Source organism: Sodalis sp. RH22 (genome assembly GCF_047324165.1).
In the GTDB taxonomy this organism is placed as follows: domain Bacteria; phylum Pseudomonadota; class Gammaproteobacteria; order Enterobacterales; family Enterobacteriaceae; genus Acerihabitans.
This window is the reverse complement of sequence record NZ_CP178731.1, coordinates 4,733,687-4,758,644: the sequence shown is the minus strand read 5'-3', so window position 1 is coordinate 4,758,644 and position 24,958 is coordinate 4,733,687. Positions and strand designations below refer to the sequence as shown.

General features: G+C 57.3%; 22 protein-coding genes. 18 read left to right on the top strand and 4 right to left on the bottom strand.

The genetic code is table 11. From position 1 onward, the window contains the following. Window positions 1–291 precede the first annotated feature (291 nt). Complete coding sequence (locus ACL2XN_RS21625; protein WP_410013518.1) at window positions 292–1,092, top strand: (S)-acetoin forming diacetyl reductase; 801 nt, start codon at window positions 292–294, stop codon at window positions 1,090–1,092. Between the two features lie 185 nt (window positions 1,093–1,277). Here ACL2XN_RS21625 and ACL2XN_RS21620 read toward each other — a convergent pair whose 3' ends face one another. Beyond that, window positions 1,278–2,933: a methyl-accepting chemotaxis protein gene (locus ACL2XN_RS21620; protein WP_410013517.1), complete on the bottom strand. Its 1,656-nt coding sequence runs from the start codon at window positions 2,931–2,933 to the stop codon at window positions 1,278–1,280. 327 nt (window positions 2,934–3,260) lie between these two features. Between ACL2XN_RS21620 and ACL2XN_RS21615 the strand changes: the two genes are divergently transcribed. Genes ACL2XN_RS21615 through ACL2XN_RS21600 form a run of 4 tightly spaced genes read left to right on the top strand, consistent with a single transcriptional unit; the run spans window position 3,261 to window position 7,698 of the window. Continuing rightward, window positions 3,261–4,385, top strand: coding sequence for an FIST N-terminal domain-containing protein (locus tag ACL2XN_RS21615; RefSeq protein ID WP_410013516.1), 1,125 nt, complete (start codon window positions 3,261–3,263; stop codon window positions 4,383–4,385). Next, complete coding sequence (locus tag ACL2XN_RS21610) at window positions 4,363–5,478, top strand: sensor histidine kinase (protein WP_413727677.1); 1,116 nt, start codon at window positions 4,363–4,365, stop codon at window positions 5,476–5,478. Before ACL2XN_RS21615 ends, ACL2XN_RS21610 begins: the two co-directional genes overlap by 23 nt. Further along, window positions 5,469–6,566: an HDOD domain-containing protein gene (locus tag ACL2XN_RS21605; RefSeq protein WP_413729422.1), complete on the top strand. Its 1,098-nt coding sequence runs from the start codon at window positions 5,469–5,471 to the stop codon at window positions 6,564–6,566. Before ACL2XN_RS21610 ends, ACL2XN_RS21605 begins: the two co-directional genes overlap by 10 nt. Next, window positions 6,559–7,698 (top strand): response regulator, encoded by a 1,140-nt coding sequence (locus tag ACL2XN_RS21600; protein WP_410013513.1) that lies wholly within the window; start codon window positions 6,559–6,561, stop codon window positions 7,696–7,698. Before ACL2XN_RS21605 ends, ACL2XN_RS21600 begins: the two co-directional genes overlap by 8 nt. 58 nt (window positions 7,699–7,756) lie before the next feature. Here ACL2XN_RS21600 and ACL2XN_RS21595 read toward each other — a convergent pair whose 3' ends face one another. Further along, window positions 7,757–8,404 carry a TetR/AcrR family transcriptional regulator gene (locus tag ACL2XN_RS21595; protein ID WP_410013512.1) on the bottom strand — a complete coding sequence of 216 codons (648 nt, stop codon included), beginning with the start codon at window positions 8,402–8,404 and terminating at the stop codon, window positions 7,757–7,759. A 76-nt stretch (window positions 8,405–8,480) separates the two neighbouring features. On the opposite strand from ACL2XN_RS21595, the gene ACL2XN_RS21590 reads away from it, so the two are divergent. From ACL2XN_RS21590 to ACL2XN_RS21560, 7 genes are all read left to right on the top strand, one after another. Further along, window positions 8,481–9,215: an SDR family NAD(P)-dependent oxidoreductase gene (locus ACL2XN_RS21590; RefSeq protein WP_410013511.1), complete on the top strand. Its 735-nt coding sequence runs from the start codon at window positions 8,481–8,483 to the stop codon at window positions 9,213–9,215. Window positions 9,216–9,759: 544 nt separating this feature from the next. Continuing rightward, a complete protein-coding gene (locus ACL2XN_RS21585; protein ID WP_413727672.1) occupies window positions 9,760–11,049 on the top strand; it encodes an MFS transporter in 1,290 nt (429 codons plus the stop codon). A 618-nt stretch (window positions 11,050–11,667) separates the two neighbouring features. Then, entirely contained in the window at window positions 11,668–12,180 is a 513-nt protein-coding gene (locus tag ACL2XN_RS21580; RefSeq protein WP_410013509.1) for a fimbrial protein, read from the top strand. 114 nt (window positions 12,181–12,294) lie between these two features. After that, the gene (locus ACL2XN_RS21575) at window positions 12,295–12,981 is read left to right on the top strand and encodes a molecular chaperone (protein ID WP_410013508.1); all 687 of its coding nucleotides are present in this window, start codon (window positions 12,295–12,297) and stop codon (window positions 12,979–12,981) included. A 70-nt stretch (window positions 12,982–13,051) separates the two neighbouring features. Beyond that, window positions 13,052–15,601 (top strand): fimbria/pilus outer membrane usher protein, encoded by a 2,550-nt coding sequence (locus ACL2XN_RS21570; RefSeq protein ID WP_413729421.1) that lies wholly within the window; start codon window positions 13,052–13,054, stop codon window positions 15,599–15,601. A 10-nt stretch (window positions 15,602–15,611) separates the two neighbouring features. Continuing rightward, window positions 15,612–16,634 (top strand): fimbrial protein, encoded by a 1,023-nt coding sequence (locus tag ACL2XN_RS21565; protein WP_413729420.1) that lies wholly within the window; start codon window positions 15,612–15,614, stop codon window positions 16,632–16,634. A gap of 171 nt (window positions 16,635–16,805) precedes the next feature. Continuing rightward, window positions 16,806–17,300, top strand: coding sequence for a DUF1198 family protein (locus ACL2XN_RS21560; RefSeq protein ID WP_410013505.1), 495 nt, complete (start codon window positions 16,806–16,808; stop codon window positions 17,298–17,300). A gap of 87 nt (window positions 17,301–17,387) precedes the next feature. Here the strand turns inward: ACL2XN_RS21560 and ACL2XN_RS21555 are convergent, their stop codons facing one another. Further along, the gene (locus ACL2XN_RS21555) at window positions 17,388–17,804 is read right to left on the bottom strand and encodes a winged helix-turn-helix transcriptional regulator (protein WP_410013504.1); all 417 of its coding nucleotides are present in this window, start codon (window positions 17,802–17,804) and stop codon (window positions 17,388–17,390) included. A 98-nt stretch (window positions 17,805–17,902) separates the two neighbouring features. On the opposite strand from ACL2XN_RS21555, the gene ACL2XN_RS21550 reads away from it, so the two are divergent. From ACL2XN_RS21550 to ACL2XN_RS21530, 5 genes are all read left to right on the top strand, one after another. Then, a complete protein-coding gene (locus tag ACL2XN_RS21550; protein ID WP_410013503.1) occupies window positions 17,903–18,634 on the top strand; it encodes an SDR family NAD(P)-dependent oxidoreductase in 732 nt (243 codons plus the stop codon). Window positions 18,635–18,950: 316 nt separating this feature from the next. Further along, entirely contained in the window at window positions 18,951–19,754 is an 804-nt protein-coding gene (locus tag ACL2XN_RS21545) for a MipA/OmpV family protein (RefSeq protein WP_410013502.1), read from the top strand. A gap of 14 nt (window positions 19,755–19,768) precedes the next feature. Then, window positions 19,769–20,479, top strand: coding sequence for a response regulator transcription factor (locus ACL2XN_RS21540; protein WP_413727667.1), 711 nt, complete (start codon window positions 19,769–19,771; stop codon window positions 20,477–20,479). Beyond that, on the top strand, window positions 20,472–21,854 hold the full coding sequence (locus ACL2XN_RS21535) for a sensor histidine kinase (protein ID WP_413729419.1): 1,383 nt from the start codon (window positions 20,472–20,474) through the stop codon (window positions 21,852–21,854). Before ACL2XN_RS21540 ends, ACL2XN_RS21535 begins: the two co-directional genes overlap by 8 nt. A gap of 418 nt (window positions 21,855–22,272) precedes the next feature. Continuing rightward, window positions 22,273–22,908: a transglycosylase SLT domain-containing protein gene (locus ACL2XN_RS21530; protein ID WP_410013499.1), complete on the top strand. Its 636-nt coding sequence runs from the start codon at window positions 22,273–22,275 to the stop codon at window positions 22,906–22,908. On the opposite strand, the gene ACL2XN_RS21525 is transcribed toward ACL2XN_RS21530, so the two are convergent. Then, window positions 22,905–23,864, bottom strand: a complete 960-nt coding sequence (locus tag ACL2XN_RS21525) for a LysR family transcriptional regulator (protein WP_413729418.1) — start codon at window positions 23,862–23,864, stop codon at window positions 22,905–22,907. The two genes, ACL2XN_RS21530 and ACL2XN_RS21525, sit on opposite strands and share 4 nt — an antisense overlap. An 82-nt stretch (window positions 23,865–23,946) precedes the next feature. On the opposite strand from ACL2XN_RS21525, the gene ACL2XN_RS21520 reads away from it, so the two are divergent. Continuing rightward, the gene (locus ACL2XN_RS21520) at window positions 23,947–24,948 is read left to right on the top strand and encodes an MBL fold metallo-hydrolase (protein WP_413729417.1); all 1,002 of its coding nucleotides are present in this window, start codon (window positions 23,947–23,949) and stop codon (window positions 24,946–24,948) included. Window positions 24,949–24,958 lie beyond the last annotated feature (10 nt).

Here is a 24,958-nt window from a genome sequence, read left to right as displayed (position 1 = left end):
ATTTAGCCCGCCTATTCTCATGATATTAATAAATAACAGCTTTAAGCCACTCAAGGCATCATCATCGCCCATTCCCCCTCAGTATTATCTCATAATAAAAATATATTGAGCGGGGGCCGCTGCGGTATTTACGCCTGTGTTTAATTGCAAAATTCCCAACTATTCTGTTTCTGTTAATGACTTATGCCAGGATAAAGTCTTTTTTTCTGCTATGCCTAGATACTCGATAAGAGTAATCAGAAGCCGTTTACGTAACGGTTTGCATGTAAACCAGAGACCCAGGAGGATACAGTGGTCGATTCAAGCAAGAAAGTCGCGGTTGTGACCGGGGCCGGACAGGGTATTGGCAGAGCCATTGCGCTGCGCCTGGCGAAAGATGGCTTTGCTATCGGCAGTCTGGACTTTAACGCCGAGACGGCGAAACAGACGGTGGCATTGATCGAGGCAGCCGGCGGCAAAGCCCTGGCCGTGGCGGTGGACGTGGCGAAGCGCGAGGATGTCATATCCGCTGTCGACCAGGTGGTGGCGACGTTCGGCCGGCTTGATGTCATGATTAATAATGCAGGTTTAGGCCCGACAACGCCTCTTGAGGATATTACGCCGGAAATCTACCATAAGGTTTTTGACGTGAACGTGGGTGGCGTCTATTGGGGTATCCAAGCCGCCCTTAAACACTTCAAAACCAGGACACCCGCCAAACCCGGCGACATCGTCGGCAAGATAATCAATGCTTCATCCCAGGCGGGACAGGTCGGCAACCCTGATCTGGCGGTCTATGGCGCCACCAAGTTTGCCGTGCGCGGCATTACTCAAACGGCGGCGCGCGACCTGGCTAAACTGGGCGTTACCGTCAATGCCTATTGCCCGGGTATTGTGCGTACGCCGATGATGGAAAACATCGCTAAAAAAGTCGCCGATGAAAATAAACAGTCCCTGGAGTGGGGTCTGCAACAGTGGGCGAAAACGGTTGCGCTGGGCCGGATATCCGAGCCGGAAGACGTGGCGGCCTGCGTATCCTATCTGGCGGGACCCGACTCAGACTATATGACCGGACAAGCGCTGATTATTGATGGCGGCATGGTCTTCAACTGATAGTCTATGGATAAAAAAACCGAGGCGCGCCCGCACGTTAACAGGCGGGCGCGCCGAAGCCGGCGGTGCGCGGAGCGTACCCATCCGGACACATTTTTCCCGACTGATGGGTCCTTAATCCCGGTCCCTTTTCCGTCCCGGCGAACAGGGGCGGGCTCCCGTGTAGCGCTCGGGGGATAACGTCTTCAGAATGTTTCCCAGCCGGCATTATCCTTGGGGTTATCAAGGGGCTTAGCGGCACGACGCGGCGATGCTTTGGCGCCGTTTTGCCGGTTCTCTTCCTGCCGCCCTTGCGGTTCATGCAATTTGAACACCTGAATAGTATCAAGAAGCAGGCGTACCTGCCCCAGCAGCGAGGCGCTGGCCGCTGAGGACTCTTCCACCAGCGCGGCATTCTGCTGCGTGACGCCGTCCATCTGCGAAACCGCGAGGTTAACCTGGTCGATACCGGCGGACTGCTCTTGCGATGCCGCCGAGATTTCCGCCACGGTGTCAGTCACGCACTTCACTGACGACACGATTTCATGCATGGTTGCGCCGGCGCGCTCCACTTGCCCGGCGCCGATATTGACCTTGGCCGCGGAGTCCTCTATGAGCAATTTGATCTCCCTGGCGGCAGATGCGGAGCGTTGGGCCAGGGTGCGTACTTCGCTTGCCACCACCGCAAAGCCCTTGCCGTGCTCACCCGCGCGCGCGGCCTCCACCGCCGCATTCAGCGCCAGTATATTGGTCTGAAACGCGATGCTGTCGATAACCGAAATAATCACGGAAATTTTGCTGGAACTGGAGGAAATCTCGTTCATGGTCTGGACGACTTCCGATACGGCCTTGCTGCCGGACTCGGCCATTTGAGACGCGTTAGCGGCAAGCTGGCTGGTCTGGCGCGCATTCTCGGCGTTTTTCTTGACGGTGGAGGCGAGCTGTTCCATCGAGGAAGCGGTTTCTTCCAGCGAAGATGCCTGCGCCTCGGTGCGAGACGACAGATCGGTATTGCCTGCCGCAATTTCTTTGGAACCGGTGTTGATCTCTTCGACGCCCAGGCGGACCTGCGTGACCAGACGCATCAGGCTTTGCTGCATGCCGCTGATGGCGGAAAGCAATTTACCGATTTCGTTTTTGCTTGATACCTGTATGTCGGCGGTTAAATCGCCTTTGGCGACCGCATCCAGTTGCACAATCGCATAGTTCAATGGTCGCAGTATGATGTTTCGCAACACGTACAACACGGTAAGGGTTATCATAAAGGCAATAAGCAATACGATGGTCATCGTCCACAGCAACTGGCGGTATTCGCTGTTGCGCATCTGCGTCAGCGCGTTTACCGTTTCACGGGTGTTTTTCTGATACTTCTCCAGCGAGGTAGAAAACCGCCCTCCGGCTTTGTCGATATCCTGTATGTTGATAGCGTAATAGCCTTGCACATCCCCCACCTGCAGCAGATGCTCCGCCTGGTCGAGAAGCTGGCTGAGCGCATGCGCCGAGTCCACCAGTTCAGTCTTGATGGCCTCATCGCTGCTTAGCAATACGGGAAGGTCTTTGAATAACTGGATATTGGCCGTCATGCGCCCGTGGGTCTTCTCGATGTTTTTGAAAATCCAGTCATCGGCCTTGCCTTCTTTCAGCAAGCTGGCATAGACCAGGGCAAAGCCTGCGCGGGTACGCGCGGAATCTTTATAGACATCATTGATCAGGATCACCCGGCTGTCGGCCTGGTGAACGAACTCCGTCGTGTCGTTTGAGCGCGTGAGCGCAAACAGGCCCGCGCAGGAAATCGCCAGAATCATCAGAGCGAAAATGGAAATTGCGCCAGTCAACGCAAGTCGTACTGAAATATTCTTCATTAATGATTATTTTCCATAACTGAAACAGCAACACCGGGAGCGGGCGCAATGGATCGTTGTGCGTCGTCGACGTGAGGTTCTGTGGCCGGACACAATGATTGACAATGAGTACTTAACGACCAAAAACCAGGAAACTTTAACTTTTAACGTTACCCCGCCGCCCTTAAGTCAAACCGCGAAGACGCAGGCTATTCCCTGGCCGCAACACGGTTGCTATCTCTGCCGCAAAGACCTAATCTCTTCCCATCGCTATAAACCAAAGAATTTTGAATCGAACGAACGCGGGATCGCAGGCGAAAGTTCTACTCAGAATTGGGAGAGCTTGTCATGAATGATCAATTCCATTACGCCAGCAGCGAGTCGCCGGACCCGCGCCAGGCCGTCGCCGAATTTGCCAGCCAGCTTGGCCATGAAGGCATCGATACCGTTCTTTTCTTCTGCTCCCCTGACTACGACCTGGACATCCTGGGCCAGGAATTGAAGAACGCCTTTTCCTGTCCCTGCATCGGCTGCACGTCCTCCGGACAGATTGGCAAGGAAGGCTTCCAGCACTCCGGGCTGTTGGGTCTCGGACTGGACGGCAACTTTCGCACCCGCGCCTTCCTGATTCAACCTTTGACCAACTACACCGCGCTGGTGGCCGACATCGCCGAAGCCATTCGCCTCGACTGCGAGGCCAGGCCGAACCTGCAGCGCTTCGGGCTGCTGCTGGTAGACGGCCTCTCTATGGCCGAAGAACGCCTGGCGGCGAACCTCTATCAGCAGATCGGCAACATTCCCATAGTCGGTGGTTCCGCTGGCGATAACCTGCGATTCGAGAAGACGCACGTTTATGATGGCAATGGCCATTTTATTTCCGACGCGGCGGTATTCGCCGTTATAGAGACCAACGCGCCCATCACCATCTTCAAGGTCCAGCACTTCGAGCCCAGTGAGGTGGAACTCGTCATCACCGGGGCCGATCCTGAGAAAAGGCTCATCCTGGAGATCAATGGCGAACCTGCCGCCCAGGCTTACGCGGATGCCCTGGGCCTGACGGTGCGCGACTTGACGCCGACGGTATTCTCCCGCAACCCGCTGGTGCTCTCCTTCGGCGATGAGCCCTACATCCGCTCCATCCTGCGGTGGAACGAAGACCTTTCTCTCACCTGCTACTGCGCCATCGAGGAGGGATTGATCGTAGCCGTCGGCAAAGCGAAGGATCCCGTCCAAACCTTCAAGCAGGCTTTCGCCAAGGTCCGCGAGACCATTCCCGAGCCTGCGGCCATCATTGGCTTCGATTGCATCCTGCGCCGTATCCAGTTCGAGCAGGAAGGGCTGGAACAGCAGATCGGCAGCATCATGGAGCAGAATCATGTCGTGGGATTTTCCACCTACGGCGAGCAGTACAACGGCGTGCACGTGACGCAGACATTCACGGGCGTCGCCATTGGAGGACAGAACATTGCCTGATGAAGCCTGTCCGCAAGCGTCCGCCGCCGAATACGAGCGCAAGCTCGCCGCCCGGGACAAGACCATCGAGGTCCTCAAGCGCCGCATCGCACAAGAAGCCAGGCGCGGCAACGCGACGCCTTTTGCCATCCTGGAGCAGAATGTGGGCCTGGAGAAGGTGGTCGCGCGCAAGACCCTGGAGCTGGAAAACGAACGGCGCGAGCTCGAAAAAGCCCTGTCCGAGTTGCGCTTGACCCAGGCTCAACTGCTGCAGGCGCAAAAGATGGAGTCCATTGGCCAACTCGCCGCCGGCATCGCCCATGAGATTAATACGCCGACCCAGTACGTCTCCGACAATGTGGGTTTCGTTAAAGGCGCCACCGTTTCACTGCTAAGCCTGTTGGACGCCGCCCTGGCGCTGGCCGAGGCCGCGCGCGGGAAAATGGCCGGGGAATCCGTCATGGCGGAATTCGACGCGATCCTCAAACGCACCAAAGTGGATTTCCTGCGCCGCCAGATCCCGGGCGCCCTGGACGAATCGCTGGAGGGCCTTGGCCATATCGCCAAGATCGTGTCCGCCATGAAGGAATTCTCCCATCCCGCCCAGGACGAGAAGGAATGGGTGGATGTGCGCGAGGTCATCAATACCACCACGACCGTCGCGCGCAACGAATGGAAATACGTGGCGGAACTTGAGACGCGTTTCGAGGATGACTTGCCGCAGCTGCCGTGTCTGCGCGACATGATTGGCCAGGCCATTCTCAATCTGGTGGTGAACGCCGCCCACGCCATCGCCGATACCATCCAGGAAGGCGTCAAGGAGAAAGGCCACATCATCGTATCGGCGGCGCGCAACGGCGAATATATTGAAATCCGGGTCACCGACGATGGCGGCGGCATCCCTGCGGGGATCCGCGATCGCATCTTCGATCCCTTCTTCACCACCAAAGCGGTAGGCAAAGGCACGGGCCAAGGTCTCGCTATCGTCTATTCAACCGTGGTGGACAAACATGCCGGCCGCGTCTTCTGCGAGTCCGAAGAAGGCGTGGGCTCGACGTTCATCCTGCAACTGCCCCTGCACTGCGATAAAGAGGAGTGCCCGGCATGCAAGTGATGTTCGTTGATGACGAAAGCCGGGTACTCTCCGGCATTGAGCGGGCGCTTATGCTGCAAGACACCGAATGGGAGTGCCGCTTCGCCACCAGCGGCCAGGAAGCGCTGGCGATGCTGGAGGAAGAGCCGGCCGACGTGGTGGTGTCCGACATGCGCATGCCGCTCATGGACGGCGCTGAATTGCTTACGCGGGTACGCGACCGCTGGCCGGGCACGATACGGATCATTCTGTCCGGCTACTCCGAGGCCAGCTCCACCTTGCGCATGGTGGACGTGGCCCACCGGTTTGTCGCCAAACCCTGTGACAGCACGGCGCTGCTGGCGATGGTGGGCGGCGCCCTGGCCCTGCGCGCCCTGTTTCAGGACCCGGCGGTGGTCGAGGCCGTGGGCCGCATCAGCAGACTGCCGGCCGCCCCGAAAGTCTTTACCGAAGTATGCCGCCTCCTTGCCAGCGCCGGCGGCGATACCCGACGCATCGCCGGGCTCCTAGGCAGTGACCCCGCCCTGAGCGTCAAGATTATGCAGTTGGCTAACTCGGCCTTCTTCAGCAGAGGCGGTCGCATTCATGATATCGGCAACGCCATCACCCGCCTGGGCCTGGATCAGGTGAAGCTGCTGGTCCTGGCTTCCCAGATCTTTGCGGATGCGAGTACGGACCCTTATGTGGACCGGTTACAGCGGTCCTCGCTGCTCGCGTCCACCCTGGCCGCCCGCATTTCCGGACACCAGGAACTGGAGCCGACCGCCGCCCTGCTCGCCAGCATCGCACGGCTTATCCCCGAACTGAGGGAGCCTGGCCGCGAGGTATCCGCCACCCAGGACAATACGTCCATGCATGCCGCGGTAGGCGCCTATCTGCTGGCCTTGTGGGGTTTGCCCATGGACATCGTGGAAGCCGTGGCCTATCACGTCGAGCCCTCCCGCTCCGCGGAGAAAGCCTTCGGTGTGACCGGCGCCGTGCATGTCGCGGTCGCCCTCGCCAACAACAGTGTTCCCGATCTGGATTATCTCGAACAAACCGGCGTGCTGAATAAACTGCCCCTGTGGCAGGAGATGCTCGCCCACACGCAGGAGACGCTTGATGACTGAAACCGCCTTGCCCCGGGTGCTGTGCGTAGACGATGAACCCAATGTGCTCGCCGCGATGGAGCGCAGTCTCTTTAATGAATTCGACGTGGTGGTGGCTCTCAGCGGTGAAGCCGGCCTGCGCGCCGTGTCCTCGGGCGAGCGTTTTGCCGTGATCATGTCCGACATGCGCATGCCCGGCATGGACGGCGCCGCCTTCCTGTCCAAAGTGCGGGCAGTCGCCCCCGACAGCGTGCGGATCCTTCTCACCGGACAGGCCGATCTGGCATCCTCCATCGCGGCCATCAACCAGGGCGCCATCTTCCGCTACCTCTGCAAGCCTTGCCCCAGGGAGGAACTGGTATCGGCGCTCAATGACGCGGTCGGTCAATACCGTCTCGTTTGCGCGGAAAAAGAATTGCTGGCGACCACCCTCACCGCGTCGGTCAAAACGCTGACTGAAGTCCTCGCCATGGTCGCGCCATGGGCTTTCCAGCGGTCGGCCTTCGCCCAGTCCTGTGTCATCCACGCGCTGCCCAAGCTGGCGTGGCCTGATGGATGGCTATACACCATCGCCGCCTCATTGAGCCAAATCGGCTGTGTGGGCGTCCCCGCCGACATCGTCCAAGCCGATGTGGCCCAGAGAAAACTCTCGGAGGACGAAAAAAAACTCCTCCAGGAACACCCGGATGTCGCCGCCCGATTGGTTGAGCACATTCCCCGCCTCGAACTGGTGGCCGGGATTATCCGCCACCAGGCCCGTGAGGCCGCGCCAGACGCGCCCCTGGAGGTTATCCGCGGCGCCCACCTGCTGCGCGCCGCCCTTGAACTGGAACGCCACGCGGCGCGGGGGCAAAGCCTGGAACGCCCGTGGGAAATCCTGCGCGCGGCGCGCCCGGCGATCCCCGAGTACATCATCAAAGCCCTGGCTGATTTTCGCGCTAACGTGGCCGGCGCCCGCACCGTGCGCTTTAGCGAACTGATGCCCGGCTGGGTGGTAGACGAAGATATCCGCACCACCAACGGTTTGATGGTGCTGACCAAAGGTCATGAACTTACCGACACCGCCATATCCGCGCTTCAACGCCTCCTCGCCGCAAATGCCGTCAAAGAGCCGATCCGGGTGCGTGGACGGCCGGACGCCGCGGCGTCTTAAGATCCACGCCAGGCTCCCGGGGGAAAAATGGCTTAGCCTGTGTTTTCTCCCCGCGGCACTACGCGTCCGCCGGCGGCATTTTCGCCGCGTTCAGATAAGTACAGAACATTAACGTCAGCTGTGATGTCAGGCCGCCGCCAACGAACAGTTCCGACATATTCCTGACGAACACATTGCAGACGGTGCCGCACAGGACGTTCAACAGCGTCAGGTTCACCGTAGCGAGATCGGCAAATTTCGCGTCCGGGGCGCTGGCAAACATGGCCTCGCTTGCCGCTTCGACACGCCTGGTCATCGCCTCGACCAGTTCGGCCACATCCACCTCGGCCGCCGCACGATAGAGTGCGCTCGTCACATCGCGGCGCTCGATTTTGGCTGCAATGTAGGTGCTGACGAGCGCGTCGCTCATCTGCGCATAGGGTTTCCCGTGTTGCGCCAGACAGGCCGCCTCAACCCGTTCCGCCAGCATGATGAGATATCTTTCATTCAGCGCATAGAACAACGCCTGCTTATTGGGAAAATACTGATATAGCGAGCCAACGGATACCCCCGCCCTTTCAGCCACGCGCGTTGTCGTCAAACGGGTTGGCCCCGCGGCTAATAAAACCTGAATCGTCGCGTCGAAAATGGCCTCGACAGTGGTGGCCGATCGCGCCTGCTGCGGGACTTTACGGGCGCTGAGGCTGCGTTTGGGGACCGAAAACATAAGCGAATTCAAAACCTGAAGAATTATTCTTATTCTTAATGTGATCGGAATAACCGAAATTATCAAGGAACTTCACATGACAAATATCGCTAACCGCATTGCGCTCGTGACGGGCGCCAATAAAGGAATCGGCCACGAAATCGCCAGGCAGCTTGCGCAAAAGGGTGTCTTCGTCCTGGTGGGTGGACGCGACGCGGGCCGAGGTAAATCCGCGGCCGATAAGCTGGCCGCGCAGGGTTTGCCGGCGTCGTTCATTCAGATTGACCTTTGCGACGCGCGGAGCATAGCCGCGGCCGCGGCCAGGATCGACGCCGAGTATGGCCGCCTCGATATCCTGGTGAACAATGCCGGCGTTTCCGACGCCACGGACGGCGCGCCAGGCGCCGCCGCCCTGGACGCGGTGCGTCGGGTATTCGACACTAATTTCATCGGGACACTGGCGGTTACGCAGGCGATGCTGCCGCTGCTGCGTAAGTCCGAAGCCGGGCGTATCGTCAATCTATCCAGTAGCCTGGGTTCATTGACGCTCAATGAAGATCCCGACTGGCCGTACTACGATGTCCGGTTTATTGGCTACAACGCGTCAAAAGCCGCGCTGAATATGCTGACGATCCAGCTCAATGCCGAACTGCGCGCTACCGGGATTACCGCGGTATCTGCCTGCCCAGGCCTGGTGAACACCGAGCTAAGCGGAAATCGGGGTGATAGGATGCCCGCCGAGGCGGCGGTATTTATAGTGCGCCTGGCGCTGCTTACTGAGCATGACCCGAAAGGCGCCTACCAAAACGAGCAGGGTAGCCTCCCCTGGTAATGTAGACGCAGTCGGGTATGCAGTAGCGCGCTGATGCGCGCAATGAACGAGCCGGCTTGCTCCGCGCCAGCGGCAGCCGCGCTCTTTTTCGCGGGCCATCAAGCCCGCGGATAAAGTGTCCAAAGTGTGATCTGCATTGTAGTACAAGATAAAATTATGGTGCTACAATCACCAACAGATAATTATTGCGAAAGAAACTGCTTGGAAGCAACGACACATTCTTTCATCCATCGGGCAGAACGCCATATTGCCTTTAATACTGACTGATAAATATATTTTCAGCCGGTGGGCCATTAATTTTATTTAACTTAAAAAATTAATGAGTTCTTTTTATTGTATAACGTGCTGCGGTAGTTCATTAGGTTTTTAACACTGTATTGTTTATTTTGTCACAAAGCCAAAGCGCGCATCGCCTGCAAACACAATTTATTTTCGATGCTATAACAATGGATTTCATGCGCGTTTGCAGTTTCTATCAAAAATATTATCAACTCACTACCCACCTTACCTTACATGTTGTAGTTTACTGAACGGGATGAACAAGATGGATATCTCAGTAGCCACCGCGCCGTCCAAACGGCGCTATATCACATTGCTCATGATCTTTATTACCGTGGTGATTTGTTATGTCGACCGCGCCAACCTGGCGGTTGCGTCGGTGCATATCCAGCAAGAGTTCGGTATTAATAAGACACAGATGGGATATGTCTTCTCGGCATTTGCCTGGACCTATACCCTTTGCCAGATACCCGGCGGCTGGTTTCTCGATCGCGTCGGCTCAAAAATGACCTATTTCATTGCCATTTTCGGCTGGTCCGTGGCGACGCTCAGCCAGGGATTCGCCAATGGTTTGATTTCACTTATGGGCTTACGCGCCATCACGGGGATGTTTGAAGCGCCCGCGTTTCCAACCAATAACCGGATGGTGACGAGCTGGTTCCCCGAGCAGGAACGGGCATCGGCGGTTGGTTTTTTCACTTCGGGGCAATTTGTCGGTTTGGCTTTTCTGACGCCGCTATTGATTTGGGTGCAGGAAATGCTGAGTTGGCATTGGGTGTTTATTCTCACCGGCGGGGTGGGCATAATCTGGTCGGTTATTTGGCACGTTGTTTATCAACCGCCGAAAAAAAGCAAAGGGATTAATGCGGCCGAACTGCATTATATCGCAGCCGGCGGCGGCATTATTGACGGCGATGCGCCTACCGCCAAGGCGCAACGCATGTCCATGACCGCGGCCGACTGGAAGTTAATATTTCACCGCAAGCTGGTCGGCGTTTATCTGGGGCAATTTGCCGTAACCTCGACGTTATGGTTTTTTCTCACCTGGTTTCCCAATTATTTGACCCAGGAAAAACATATCGGCGCCCTGACCGCCGGATTTATGACTACCGTACCTTTCCTGGCCGCGTTTGCGGGCGTATTACTGTCGGGTCTCTTTGCCGACCGTATGGTGCGCAAGGGCAAAACCATTGGATTTGCACGCAAAACGCCCATCATCTGCGGCCTGTTGCTGTCAACCTGCATTATGGGCGCGAATTATACCAACGATCCTGTTTGGATTATGACGCTAATGGCTTTAGCCTTTTTCGGCAACGGTTTTGCTTCCATTACCTGGTCGCTGGTATCGTCGCTGGCGCCGGTGCGGCTGATCGGACTGACCGGCGGCGTGTTTAACTTTGTCGGCGGGTTGGGCGGCATCACCGTTCCGCTGGTGGTCGGCTATCTTGCCCAGGATTATGGTTTCGCGCCGGCATTGATCTATATCGCGGCGGTCGCCCTGCTGGGCGCATTGTCATACCTGTGCCTGGTGGGTGAAGTAAAACGCGTCGGCTGATATGGCAGACCGCTAAACCCGCCGGATGGGAAGCATCCCCAAGGAATCACCGGCATTATTGCCTGCCGCGCCGACATGGGCGGCATTATTTTTATATACGCCTTATTTTTTGGCGGCGCAGCCGCACCGTTCATTAACTATCCATCACCGATTAAGCACCTGCTCTAATGCAGGCTATCAATTTCACTCAACATTCTATAACAATAATTTATCTGGCTATATCCCATATAAAATTAAAATTCATTATGATTATTTATGCGTAACCTATCTTGTCTCACAAAGAGGTTTTTATCCTAATTGCTCCCCGCCCCTTAAAATAACTCACCATTAAAAATCAATATCAAGGTTTTTATATTTTTTTATTCATTATTCACTTTGGCCCTATTTACAGAAGGTGACGTACCGGCGTTATTATCAACTTGCATCGCACGCTGTATTTTCTGCAAATACACCCTAATGAGGTTTATTATTCACTTGATCCCCTACTGGCGTTTTTCCCCACGCTCGTTGACAGGTAATGAGATCACGCGATCACGTTCCGGCAAGATTGAGTGGCATGTTCCAAAAGGGCAGTGATTTATCCAGCGATAAATAATATTAGTGAACGAGGGGCCTTATATGAAAAGCACATTTACCCTTCCCGCGTTAGCCGTAGCCGGCATTCTGTCCTGCGGCCTGGCTAATGCCGCCGATGGTACCATCAACTTCACCGGAACCATTCTGGATACAGCCTGTGTCGTGGAACCTGCCGTCGTGGCGGTGAATATGGGCAGTTTAACCGTCGCGGCGTTTAGTGGTGTTGGCGCAACCGCGGGTTCCACGCCGTTCTCCATTACGCTGACCTCCTGCCCCGCGGGTTTAACCACCGCCCAGGTCTTTTTTTCCGGCGCTGCGGATCCCGCGGATAGCACGGTATTAGGTTTAACCGCCGGGGGAGCCACCGGCGCCGGCATCGCGCTGTTTGAATCCGACGGCAGCACCCGGGTGAATCTTGGCGCGGCGTCCGTGGCGCAGCCTGTCACCGCGGCCGGCGGTTCGCTGGACTTCGTGGCGAAGTACATGCAAACCGCGACGCCGATTGTAGCAGGTGCCGCCAATGCCACGGCGGAATTCGTCCTGCAATATCCCTAAACATAAATGCCGATGCCCTGGCCCCGTCTTTAGGTCGCCCCAGAGGCCATATTTAATCTCTATCGGTCATTACTCTTGGGCCATGGCGCGCGTAGTGGCGGATTTTTACTGGAGATGACCATGTTTCAGTGGCTGAAAGCGGTATGCATGGCAGCCGGGCTGGTTAGCGCCTTACTGGCTCAGGCCGGCGTGGTGGTGGGCGGAACCCGGGTCGTTTACGATGCCGGGAAGAAAGAAGCGTCGATTTCCGTCAGCAATCCGGACAAATCGCTGCCCTATCTTATTCAGTCCTGGATTGATAACGAACGCGATAGCGACACCCTCAGGGTGCCGTTTATCATCACCCCGCCGCTGTTCCGGCTGGATGCGGGGCAGGAAAATGTCCTGCGCATCGTGCGCGCCGGCGGCAACCTGCCCGGGGACCGCGAATCGGTGTTTTGGCTCAATATTAAATCCATCCCCGCCACCGATAAAAATGCGATCAACCAGTTGCTGATCAGCATCAATACCCGCATCAAACTGTTTTATCGTCCGCAAAACCTGGCCGGTCGTGCCGGGGATGCGTATAAAGCCCTGAATTTCTCCCGCCAGGGCGGGCAATTAACGGCGCGTAACCCTACCCCGTTCTACGTGTCGTTCGCCAGTTTGAGCGTAAGCGGCCAGGACATTACAAATCCCGGCATGATTGCCCCGCTGGGCACCCTGAGCTGGCCGTTGCCGGCCGGGGTACGCGGTAACGTGATGTGGCGGGCGATTAATGAATTCGGCGGCACTTCCGCGCCGGCCAGCGCGCCGTTGTGATGGCTTAACGACGGCACGCCCATTAGCCGGCGGATCATCCGTTTGCCAGCATGCGGTAGAGGGGGTGAATATGAAAAATGCGCTATCCCGGCTGCCTGTCAGACCGATGTTGATGAGCTGCTTCGCCTGGTCCATCCCGCCTGTTTTGCCGGTCTTATCGCTGGGTCTCGTCCCGCTGCCGTCGCCGGCGCAGGACTACTTTAATCCCAACGCCCTATCCCTCAAGGGGGCGGCAATGCACGCGGTTGATCTCTCCCAGTTCTCTGATATCGGGGGACAACTGCCTGGCATCTATCGCGTCGATATCTATCTCAACGGCAATAAGGTGGATACCCGCGAGGTCACGTTTGTGGCCTCCGCGGTGGGGCTGCAGCCCGAACTCACCGCCAGGCAACTGGCGGAGTATGGGGTGAATCGCGGCGCCTTCCCGGCCCTGCGGGCGCTGCCGGACGACCAGCCTATTACCGCGCTTGGCCAGTACATTCCCGAGGCCGGCAGCACGCTGAATTTCCAGCAATTGCGCCTGGATCTCAGCGTGCCGCAGGCGGCGCTGGACAGCCAGGCGCGCGGCTATGTCGATCCGTCGCAATGGGATCAGGGGCTGCCCGCCCTGATGCTGGGCTACGCCTATTCCGGCTCTACTACCTGGTATGACGACCAGTCGGGCAGCGACGAAAACCATTATCTCAACCTGCGCAGCGGGGCCAATCTGGGCGGTTGGCGATTAAGGAATTATTCTGTTTATAGCAACAGCAGCCGGGAGCCTTCCCATTGGGACAGCATCAACACGTACGTCCAGCATGACGTGCAGTCGCTTAAGGGCCAGTTTACCGCCGGCGACGCCTACACGCCCGGGACGATATTCGACAGCGTGCCGTTTCGCGGCGCGCAGTTGGCCTCCGATGATAATATGCTGCCCGATAGCCTGCGCGGGTTTGCCCCGGTTGTACGAGGCATCGCGCAAAGCAACGCGCAGGTGACCATTCGCCAGAATAATTCCATTATTTATCAGACGTACGTCGCCCCCGGCCCTTTTGTGATTACCGATCTGTTTCCCACCGCGGCCAGCGGTAACCTGGACGTGACGATACGGGAAGCCAGCGGCGCGGAACGCCGTTTTACCCAACCGTTTTCGGCGGTGCCTATCATGCAGCGCGAGGGCAGGTTGAAATATGCCGCCAGCGCCGGCCGATACCGCTCCGCGTTTAACGACGCGCGGGAGCCCAATTTTCTTATGGGCAGCCTGATTTACGGCCTGCCCGGTGACACGTCGGTCTACGGCGGGTCAATCGCCTCGGCGGACTACCAATCCCTGCTGCTGGGGATGGGCCGTGGTTTTGGCGACCTGGGCTCCGCGTCGTTCGATGTGACCCGGGCCAACACCACGTTGCCCGGCAGCGATGAGCGCCATACCGGCCAATCGTATCGCTTCCAGTACGCCAAAGTCTTTACCGACTACGGGACCTCTTTTACCCTCGCCGGGTATCGCTACTCCAGCAAAGGCTTTTATGACTTTGGCGATGCCAACGAGATGACCCATCAAGCCTCCAACGCCTGGCAACGGCTCTACAACAAGCGCAGCAGGATCCAACTGAATGTCAGCCAGTCTATGGGCGATGCCGGCAGTCTGTATCTGGCGGGCTATCAGCAGGACTACTGGCGGCAAAGCGGTTATCAGCGCAGCTTAAGCGCCGGGTACAGTCTTAGCCACGCCGGCATCACCTATTACCTGAATTACACTTTTAGCCAGACGCCGGGGCCGCAGGACAACGATCGGCAATTTGCGTTCAGCGTGCAAATCCCGCTCAGCAAATGGCTGCCGAACAGCTGGGCGACCTACAGCGTCAATGGCGATAACCACGGCGCGGTCAATCAGCAGGCGGGCATCAGCGGCACCCTGCTTGCGGATAATAATTTTAACTACAGCGTGCAGCAAAGCTACGGCAACCGGGGTATCGGCGCCAGCGGCAGCGCATCGGCGTCGTACCGGGGAGGGAGCGGCGAGCTCAACGCAGGCTATAACTACAGCCGACACAACCGGCAGGTAAACTACGGGGCGCAGGGCGGCGTCGTGGCGCATCCTTATGGCGTCACGCTGTCGCAATCGCTGGGCGATACGCTGGCGCTGGTACGCGCGCCGGGCGCCGACGGGGTACGGGTGGAAAACAATACCGGCGTGGTGACCGACCGGCGTGGTTACGCCGTGGTGCCCTTTGCCACCACGTATCGCCGGAATCGCATTGCGCTCGACACCACGACGTTGGGTGAGGATGTGGATATCGATATCAATACCCAGACCGTCATACCCACGCAGGGAGCGCTGGCGCTGGCGGACTTCAAGACCCGGGTGGGCAGCCGGGTGCTGCTGACGATAACGTATCGGGGTCAGCCGGTGCCCTTCGGCACGCAGGTCACCCAGATACAGGCCGCCGGTGAAAGCGAAAACAGCGGTATTGCGGATGCCGCGGGCCAGGTGTACCTGAGCGGAATGCCGGAACAGGGCCGGATCAAGGCGGTCTGGGGCCAGGGCGCGGACCAGCGGTGCGAAGCCGGCTACAGTCTGCCCGCCGCGGCATCGCCAACCCCCTCGATTCGCATGGCCAGTGTGCCATGTCGTTAGGAGCCATCGTATGAAGCAACAACGCATTTTATGGTCGATAAGCGCCCTGCTGGCGACGGCGTGCGCGGCGCTGGCGTATACCCCACCGGCCATGGCCGCCTGTACCACCACGGGAGCATCGCAGACCGGCGCCCCCGTCACCTTAACGTTAGCGCGTGATAAACCCAACGGCCTGATAGGCAACCCCTATGTTTTTCCGAGCTCGGATAGATATTCGTGCGCCCCCGCCGGCATAACCCAGCAACAATTTGGGCTACAGGGAAATTTGGAAAATATCACAGGTGAGGTATCGGCTGGCCGCAACATCTATAAATTGGGTGATACCGGATTAGGTTACATCGTCTATGGCGATGTGCAGCCTACAGGAGACTGCGTAGGATCCGCCTATATAGGCACCGGCCCGCAGATGGGGGGGGATGCCAATACCGTTCAGCTATGCTCCAATCCAAGCGGCTACATCCCGCAGTTAACCGGCGGCGCAACAATCACTTTTTATAAACTCGGTCCCGTCACCCCCGGAACCCTCCCCTCGACACATCTCGCCAGTTTTATCAATGTCGTAAACGGCAGTGATTTGACTTTGCCGGCGGTATCGCTTTTCTCGGGAATTATTACCGTTATCGTCAATGCATGCTCAGTGACCAACACCGCCATCACGGTGCCGATGGGTAATGTGGATCGCGCAGAGTTTACCGCCATCGGCAGCACGGCGGGCCTGCGCGGCTTTACTATACCGCTGGATTGTAATCCCGGCATTAATGTCAGAGTGCAGTTCGACGGCATCAGCGCCGGCAGCGCGACGAACGTACTGGCGCTGAGCCCATCCTCTTCCCCCCCCGCCGCCACCGGCGTGGGCGTGCAAATACTGTATAATAGCAATCCGGTCACCCTCGGCGCGCCGCTGGCCGTTGGCACCACCACCGCGGCAGGATTTTTTAATATCCCGTTAGAGGCGCGTTATTACCAGACTGAAAGCACGGTGACGCCCGGACTCGCCAACAGCACAGCCACCTTTACCTTAACCTACCAATAAATCACGGCGGGATGAAATGGGTTGGCCTTAAAGCGGACGCCAGTGCGCAGCTCCGGCAATAATGGTAAATTGCGGGTCGCTGAATCCCGGTGAACATCTTTCTTCCGCACGGCTGTTTTCTCGGCGGTGATTTACTCTTATGATGGACCCTGGTTTGCTTGAGGACGTCCCATGATCTGGCTCATACTGGCAACGCTGGTTGTCGTTTTCCTTGTCGGTTTTCGCATCCTAAACTCCGATTCCCGCCGGGCGTCGCAGGCGTTGACCAAACGCCTGAATATCGAGCCGGTCTATGTGGAATCCATGATAAGCCAAATGGGGAAAAAAGCCGGCGGCGAGTTTGTCAGCTATTTATTACATAACAGCGAATCACATCTCGGCAACGCCGCGGGCGTGCTGCTGATCTATCAAACCTTTATTGTCGATGACGCCGAAGAGAGTCTGGCATTCTGGCATTCGGTGTTGCATAAAGCGCGGCTGCCCACCGAACTGACGCATAAACATGTCCGTTTGGCGCTCTCGTTTTTACGGGACCTTGAGCCGGAAGCAAATGATCTCGCCGCTTACCGGCAACGCTATAACGCGCGCTTTACCGATATCTTTAACCAGGTCCCCGCCGCCAACAGCAATGTGTATTATCTCGACGGTGTCGCGCCGAAGAATTAAGGCGGCAGGACGCATTTGTCCAACAGGACGGTAAACCGTTCAGCCAGGCCATCACTCTGCGGATAAGACCGATGTCTCAATGCGGGTTCAATTAACCGCGCTGTTCATTTGATGAATATGCTGATCGAAATCCCGCTGCGCCCGTTCGATGTCGGGCTGATGATCGACAGCCCAGGCATAAATCGCGGCAAACGGTGATTGCAAGGTATGCCCCAACGGCGTGAGCGAATATTCAACCGCGACCGGCGAGGAGGCTATAACACATCGTTTTACCAGCCCGTTTCTCTCAAGACGACGCAGGCTCTCGGTCAACGCCTTCTGGGTTATCCCCCCCACACGCCGCTGCAACGCGTTAAAACGAACCGGCTGCTCACAAAGGACAATCAGGATCATCAGGGACCATTTATTGGCGATTTGGTCAAGAATCGGGCGCGCCGTGCATGCAGCGGCAAGGGTGTTCACCGCGCATGCGGCAGCAAGGGTGTTGATAGCGGGCCGGGACATAGTGGTTTCCTTGTGTATACCTACGCGACTCAAGGTGCGTAATTGACAGTAAGTATATAAGTTATACCATCATGGTTCAAATTCAATGGAGTACTTATATGTCGAACTTAAACGGGAAAATCGCGGTCGTCACCGGCGGCGGCAGTGGCATCGGCCTGGCCATCGCACAACGCTTCGTGCAAGCAGGCGCTTATGTCTTTATCACCGGCCGCCGCCAGGCGGAACTCGATAAGGCGGTGGCATTGATCGGCGGAAATATCGCGGCGGTGCAAGGGGATGTGACGGAAATGGCGGACCTTGACCGGTTATATGCCGCGGTCAAGGCTCAAAAAGGTCGGCTGGATGTTCTGGTGATCGCCTCAGGCGTTTCCGTGCCGTCCACATTAAACGAGATAACTGAAACCCATTTCGATCTGATGTTTGATGTTAACGCCCGCGCCGCGCTGTTCACGGCGCAAAAAGCGCTGCCGCTGATGGATAAGGGCGGCAGTATGGTATTGATTGGATCCATCGCCGGATTTATCGGCACCCCCGGCTATGGCGTCTATGGCGCGACCAAAGCCGCCATGCGCTCCTATGCCAGAACGTGGGCCAACGAGTTCGCCGATCGGGGAATTCGCGTGAATACGCTGAGTCCCGGACCGATCGACACGCCAATGTTTGATCAGGTTACGCAAGAGGTTCGGAAAACCTTGATCGGCCATATTCCGTTAGGCCGTCTGGGCAAACCGGAAGAAGTCGCGGCCGCCGCCCTTTTCCTCGCCTCGGATGAAAGCAGCTTTATTACCGGGGCAGAATTGTGCATTGATGGCGGAATGGCGCAAATTTAACCGGCGGCGCCCAGGCCGGCTACATGACTATCGTCGCCACCCAACCCGTGACCCTGGCCGGCGGATACATTCCGCCTCTTTGCCGGTCCCTGCCGGCGGCCGGGGCCGGCGCGCGTTGTTCACTTATGTCATGTTGCCGGCACCCTCCCAAATTTATTCACTGCGATGACCATGCCATGAAATGATGGCGGACTGCCGCTGAAGGGATCATTAATCGCCTCGCTGTAAGTCGACTGTAAGCCTGACGGCCTTAGAGTTGACCCCATCTTGGTCACGTCCTCCCGGCGACATCCAGACAACCACTGTGAGAGAATTCATGCAACATCGGCTCAGGATAGGGTATGCAGTAGCATCCGTAGCGTTTTTTTCCGGCGCCGCCTGCGCTGCCGGCACCGCCCCGGCGACGGCGGAGAATGACGCGACGGGCTTTTCATTTTGGAGCGATGCGCCCAACGTTACCCACTGGGGTCTTGGCATCGGCGTGGGCTATGAGCAATCGCCTTACAAAGGAGACGATGCCAGCGTCTCCCCGCTGCCCCTGATCTATTTCGATAACAAATGGATCCATCTCTTCGGCAACAAACTTGACGTCAAGATCGGCCGCTGGGATAACGTCAGCGTTACCCTGCGCGGGGAATATGCCCTGGGCGATGGCTATAAGGAATCGGACGCGCCGATACTCGACGGCATGCAAAAACGCAAAGGCGGATTCTGGGTCGGACCGGCCATGGCCTGGGACAGCGGCTACGGCACCTTCGGCGCAAACGTCCTGACGGCGGGGAATAAAGGGTTGAAAGCGGGCATTGATTACCACCGGGCGTTCGAATACGGGGACGTCACGCTCGTGCCCCACGCCGGCATTGACTGGTATAATAGTCGCTATGTGGATTATTATTACGGCGTGGAAAATGATGAAGCGCGCGCCGGACGCGATGCCTACGCGGGTAAAGCCACCTATAACTTCTCGGCGGGCGTGCGTTTCGATTACCAGCTTACGCCGCACCAAAGCCTGAGCCTGGACGCCGGCGTCTCTCATCTGGGCGGCGGAATCACCGACAGTCCATTGGTTGACAGGACAGTGATCCCCGAGGCCCGGTTCGGCTACCTTTATCGTTTCTAACTGGAAAACACGACATGGCGCGTATCGCACTTATCGAGGATAACGAGCGTCTGGCGGCCATGATCGGTCAGGCGCTGTCCGGCGCCGGGGTGGAAACCGATTTTTTTTATACCCTGTCGCAGGCGAAATACGGCGTAAAGCAGGCTGATTATGCCGTGCTTATCATCGATCGCGGCTTGCCCGACGGCGACGGATTGGATTTTTTAAGGGAGTTGCGGGCCACGGGATATATGACGCCCTGCCTGATCCTGACCGCCCGGGATGCCTTGCACGATAGGGTCGACGGACTGGAAAGCGGCGCGGACGATTACGTTACCAAGCCGTTCGCCATGAGCGAACTGGTCGCGCGCATCCGAACGCTGATGCGGCGGCCGGCTGAAACCGCCGGCCTGGTATACGCCTTCGCCGATATTACCCTTGATCCCCGGGAACCGACGCTGTACGGCGCAACGCAGTCCGTTTTGCTGGCCCCCACCGAACTGCAAATACTGCTGGCGTTGCTTAAAGCGGGCGGGCAGACGGTGCGTCATGCATCACTGGAACACGCGGCATGGGGATTAGGGGAAGCGGTCACGCCGAATGCGCTGGAAGTCACCGTTCACCGGCTACGTAAAAAAATGTCCACCGCGGGCGTGGCCGCCCAAATCGTAAATGTCCGTGGCGTCGGCTTCGCCCTGGCCGTGAGGACGGCCTCCCGCGATGACGGCGGGCTTGGCTATGCTTAAGACATTTCTCCGTGCGCAATGGATCCGTTACTGGACATATAGCCTGTCGGCAAGATTATGGCTGACCAGCATTGCGGTCCTGGCGGTCAGCCTGTCGTTTATCGCGGCGCTTTACCTCTACGCGTTAAATCAGTTTCCCCGGGAAATGTGGCAAAAAGATAATAACCAAAAAAACGCGCTGCGGGTTTCCGCCGGCTTGCAATACAACGAACTGGGCATGCCCGTCTCCGCCAGGCTGGATGAACAAACGGCCTGGCTATTCGCTATCGCCCCCACCGAAGTGATGTATCGCGTGTTTGATAACCACGGCACCATGATGCTCAGCAGTGGGAAAGACAACAGCGGCCTGGCATGGGGCAAGGGCCGGCTGGCGGATCTGGCGGATTCCCATCAGCGCGTGACCATCAACGGCAGGCCATTTGATGTAATAACGCTTGCAACCGATCACGGGGGAAGGCGCTTTTACGTGCAGACCGCGACCAGCGACGTCTTCGGGGAAAATGTGGCGAATATGAAATTCGCGCCGCTGCCGGAGATCATCGCCTGGAGCATATTAATCGCGACCATCGCGTTCGGCCTGGCATTCCCCTTTACCATACGCCGTGTGCTCTATCCCCTGAAAGTGGCCTCCGAGGCCGCCATGTCGATCACGCCCGCTAATTTGCAGACACGCTTAAACGATCGTGATATTCCCAGTGAGATCAAGCCGCTGATAGTTGCTTTTAACGCCGCCCTGGCGCGACTGGAAACGGGTTTTATCGCCCAGCAGGATTTCCTCGGCGCCGCGGCGCACGAGCTGCAAACTCCGCTCACGTTACTGCGGGGACAAATTGAGCTGCAGCCCGAAATCGAAAATAAAAACCTGCTGTATCGGGAAATCGATCTGATGGCGCGTCAGGTCCGCCAGCTATTGCACCTGGCGGAGGTGAGCGAATCGCAGAACTATAGCTTTGGCGAGGTGGACCGGCTTGCCGTAATGCGCGACGTGGCATCCTATCTGGACCGCAAGGCCGCGGGCAACCGTATCACGTTGCGCCTGTGGCTGCCGGATACCCTGCCGCCGATACACGCGGATAAAAGCGCGCTGTTTATCTTGCTGAAAAACATCGTCGAGAATGCCATCCACTACTCCCCGCCCGGCGGTACCGTTGATATTCTGGCCGACGCCGCCTCCATCCAGGTCTCGGACAACGGGCCGGGCCTTAAAGCCGATGAAGCGCCGCGGGTGTTTGACCGGTTCTGGCGCGCGCCCGGCGCGGTACATGGCGGTACGGGACTGGGACTGGCCATCTGCAAAGAGATTGCCGTCGCCCATCACTGGCAACTTGATGTCAAAGCCCTGCAGCAGGGCAGCCGATTTATTTTGCGGTTCTAACGCTTATGGCGCGGCAATATCCTGCCGGCGCCGGCAGGCGGCAAAATATCGCAGCGCATGTCGCGCTAAGATAAAAATAGAAATGAAAAATCGGTATAACCTGCGTTATTTACTTAATATCGACAGTTAAATTATACTGACATCGTTGTCGTATTTGGGGCCAGTCGCGTTATTTGGGCGGCAACGGCGATGCCGCGCGCTATTTGAGCGCGGCGTTACCCTTATATTTTTTTGAATATTTAAATATAATTTTAGGATGCATCTTAGAGACAGGGGAATATTCCAGCCGGAATCCCGCGCAATCTAACGAAACGGCGAGAAAAAATGCAATTTGCCTCGCATCACTGAAAAAAAATATTCAGAACTGGCGCAAACCTGTATATGCTGAGGGTCGCTCCCGTCGCCTGAGGCATACTGCGTGAAATTAAACTCCCTTTTCCTGATAGCGGGTTTGCTGTTGGCCGGGTGTGCCAAACAACCCACAGAGCGGCCTGTCGCCATCGTTACTCCCCCCCAGCCGCAGCAAATGTTGCCGCAGTCAGCGCCCAAGGGAATCTATGGCGGCTATATCCACGACTCCGCCAGCATTTACGGCGTCGATGAAACGCTGGTGAAAGCCATTATTCAGGTAGAGTCGGGTTATAATCCCAGCGTAATCAGCAAATCCAACGCCGTCGGGCTTATGCAGCTTAAGGCGTCTACCGCCGGACGCGATGCCTATCGGTTAAAAGGCCGCTACGGCCAGCCGAGCGTCCGTGATTTAAAAGACCCCGCCACGAATATTGATCTGGGCACGGCCTATATCAGCATCCTGCAACGGCAGTTATCCGGCATCCACAACCCCGAGACGCTGCGTTACGCCATCGCGGTCGCCTACGTTAACGGCGCGGGCGCCCTGCTGCGCTCGTTCTCAAGCGATCGGGACTACGCCATAAACAGAATCAACCAACTGACGCCGGAACAGTTCTACCAGCACATCCAGGAAAAACATCCCCAGCCGCAGGCGCCGCGATACCTGTGGAAGGTAAAAAACGCCTATCTGGCGATGCGCTAAGATTCTACCTTCTTTGTCTCCGCGGTGTGCGGCGCCGCATTATTTCCCGCTATAGCGCTTATCTGCCCCGCAAGCCAGCGGCGGCCTGCATCGGCGTCATTTCTGCCATGCCATAACAGCGACAGGTCAAATCCCGGCAGCGCCAACGGCGGCGGACTGGCGCAAAAAGCGACATTGCGCATCCACGCCTGCGCCAATGCTTGCGGTACCGTGGTCAGCACCGGCGTATTCTGTAATATCCCCGGCAATGAAGAGAAGTGCGGCGTGGTATAACTGATGCGCCGTTCCATGCCCTTTTCCGCCAGCATATCGTCCGCCACGCTGCGCGCCCTGGAGCGATAGGTCACCAGCAGATGTTCATATCGCAAGTAATTCTCAAGGGAAAGCGGGGCGGGCAGCGGCAGCTGACGCGGATGCCATAATACCAGGAATTCCTGGGATAACAGCTTCTCCCGCCGTAGCCAGGGGGCCTGGTCGCTGGTGACTGAAACCACCATATCCACCTCGTGCTGCTCAAGAAAAGCCGGGTCCTCAAAGGGCGTGGTGGCGATAACGTTGATTCGAATAGCCGGCGCGTGCGTCCTGAGCTGTTTCAACAGCGGCGGCATCAGCCAAATCTCTACCCAATCCGTCATTCCCAGAGTGAATGTCCGCTGGCTCGCGCCGGGGATAAACTCATCGGAATTAAATAAAATCGACTGGATCTGTTCAAAGTGCGGCGCAAACCGCCGGGCCAGGAAATCCGCCCTGGCGGTGGGTTGCATCCCCTGGGCGGTACGGATAAACAGCGCATCGTCAAATAACGCCCGCAGCCGGGCCAGGGCGCTGCTGACCGCCGGTTGCCCCAGGAAAAGCTTCTGCGCGGCCAGTGAAACGCTGCGCTCCCGGTACAGTACCAGGAAAGTAATCAGCAGATTCAAATCCACACCACGAAAATCATTTTCGTTGATATTCATAATTACTCCAATCAATTTGATCAATACTATCGCCGACCAGATACTTTAGCCATTGATTTATGTCGTTTAAAAATGGAAGGTAATGATGAAAAGAGTCAACAAGGTCAAGGTCGCCGCCGTCTTTATGCTTGCTACGGCGCTCTCACCCGCCCTGGCGCAGGTGCCCGCCGCCGCGACCCCGGTGGCGCAGCAAAAACACCAGGCTCCGGGCTTTTATCGTATGATGCTGGGCAAGTTTGAAATCACCGCCGTTTCCGACGGCACCGTCACCATCCCCCTGGACAAGCTGTTGCTGGACATCACCCCCGCCATGCTCAAACAGCGCCTGGCCGATGAAGATATGTCCGCCAATGTGGAAACGTCCATTAACGCCTATGTCATCAACACCGGCAGCAACCTGATACTCGTCGATACCGGTTCCGGCCCGCTGTTTGGCAACAATGGCGGACGTCTGCTGGAAAACCTGCGCGCTGCCGGTTATCCGGCGGAAAAGATAGATACCGTCTTGTTAACCCATATTCACGCGGATCATTCGGGCGGATTGGTGCATAACGGCCAGTACGCTTTCCCCAATGCCACCGTTTGGGTTAATCAGCGGGATGTCGACTTTTGGCTGAATCCCAGGAATATCGGCCAGGTGCGGGAGAGTGAAAAGCATACCTTCGCGGAATCCGCGTCCTCCTTCCGCCCGGTAATCGCCGCGGGAAAATTAAAAACCTTCACCGGTCAAACCCAGCTGTTTCCCGGCATAAACGCCATCCCCGCCCCGGGCCATACGCCGGGCCACACGCTTTATATGATAGAAAGCGCCGGCCAGAAGCTGTTGATCTGGGGCGATACCATTCATTCATCCGCCGTGCAATTTCCCGATCCGGACACGACGATTACCTATGACTGGGACAAGACGCAGGCGGCCAAATCCAGGAAAGCCATTCTGGAGGAGGCGGTAAAAAATGACTATTTGATTGCCGCCGACCATATTGCTTTTCCCGGCCTGGGCCATGTGAAATACCGGGATAGGACGGGCGATCGGCGGGGTTACCGGTGGGTGCCGGTGAATTACAGCCTGGCGGGATTAGAATAACCGCGGCACG

Bases quoted from the DNA above. Each gene is read 5' to 3' on its own strand.
- ACL2XN_RS21575 (WP_410013508.1), top strand. From the start codon at position 12,295: ATGACCATGTTTCAGTGGCTGAAAGCGGTATGCATGGCAGCCGGGCTG.
- ACL2XN_RS21600 (WP_410013513.1), top strand. From the start codon at position 6,559: ATGACTGAAACCGCCTTGCCCCGGGTGCTGTGCGTAGACGATGAACCC.
- ACL2XN_RS21595 (WP_410013512.1), bottom strand. From the start codon at position 8,404: ATGTTTTCGGTCCCCAAACGCAGCCTCAGCGCCCGTAAAGTCCCGCAG.
- ACL2XN_RS21590 (WP_410013511.1), top strand. From the start codon at position 8,481: ATGACAAATATCGCTAACCGCATTGCGCTCGTGACGGGCGCCAATAAA.
- ACL2XN_RS21580 (WP_410013509.1), top strand. From the start codon at position 11,668: ATGAAAAGCACATTTACCCTTCCCGCGTTAGCCGTAGCCGGCATTCTG.
- ACL2XN_RS21565 (WP_413729420.1), top strand. From the start codon at position 15,612: ATGAAGCAACAACGCATTTTATGGTCGATAAGCGCCCTGCTGGCGACG.
- ACL2XN_RS21615 (WP_410013516.1), top strand. From the start codon at position 3,261: ATGAATGATCAATTCCATTACGCCAGCAGCGAGTCGCCGGACCCGCGC.
- ACL2XN_RS21560 (WP_410013505.1), top strand. From the start codon at position 16,806: ATGATCTGGCTCATACTGGCAACGCTGGTTGTCGTTTTCCTTGTCGGT.
- ACL2XN_RS21570 (WP_413729421.1), top strand. From the start codon at position 13,052: ATGAAAAATGCGCTATCCCGGCTGCCTGTCAGACCGATGTTGATGAGC.
- ACL2XN_RS21540 (WP_413727667.1), top strand. From the start codon at position 19,769: ATGGCGCGTATCGCACTTATCGAGGATAACGAGCGTCTGGCGGCCATG.
- ACL2XN_RS21520 (WP_413729417.1), top strand. From the start codon at position 23,947: ATGATGAAAAGAGTCAACAAGGTCAAGGTCGCCGCCGTCTTTATGCTT.
- ACL2XN_RS21585 (WP_413727672.1), top strand. From the start codon at position 9,760: ATGGATATCTCAGTAGCCACCGCGCCGTCCAAACGGCGCTATATCACA.
- ACL2XN_RS21535 (WP_413729419.1), top strand. From the start codon at position 20,472: ATGCTTAAGACATTTCTCCGTGCGCAATGGATCCGTTACTGGACATAT.
- ACL2XN_RS21555 (WP_410013504.1), bottom strand. From the start codon at position 17,804: ATGTCCCGGCCCGCTATCAACACCCTTGCTGCCGCATGCGCGGTGAAC.
- ACL2XN_RS21545 (WP_410013502.1), top strand. From the start codon at position 18,951: ATGCAACATCGGCTCAGGATAGGGTATGCAGTAGCATCCGTAGCGTTT.
- ACL2XN_RS21605 (WP_413729422.1), top strand. From the start codon at position 5,469: ATGCAAGTGATGTTCGTTGATGACGAAAGCCGGGTACTCTCCGGCATT.
- ACL2XN_RS21550 (WP_410013503.1), top strand. From the start codon at position 17,903: ATGTCGAACTTAAACGGGAAAATCGCGGTCGTCACCGGCGGCGGCAGT.
- ACL2XN_RS21620 (WP_410013517.1), bottom strand. From the start codon at position 2,933: ATGAAGAATATTTCAGTACGACTTGCGTTGACTGGCGCAATTTCCATT.
- ACL2XN_RS21525 (WP_413729418.1), bottom strand. From the start codon at position 23,864: ATGAATATCAACGAAAATGATTTTCGTGGTGTGGATTTGAATCTGCTG.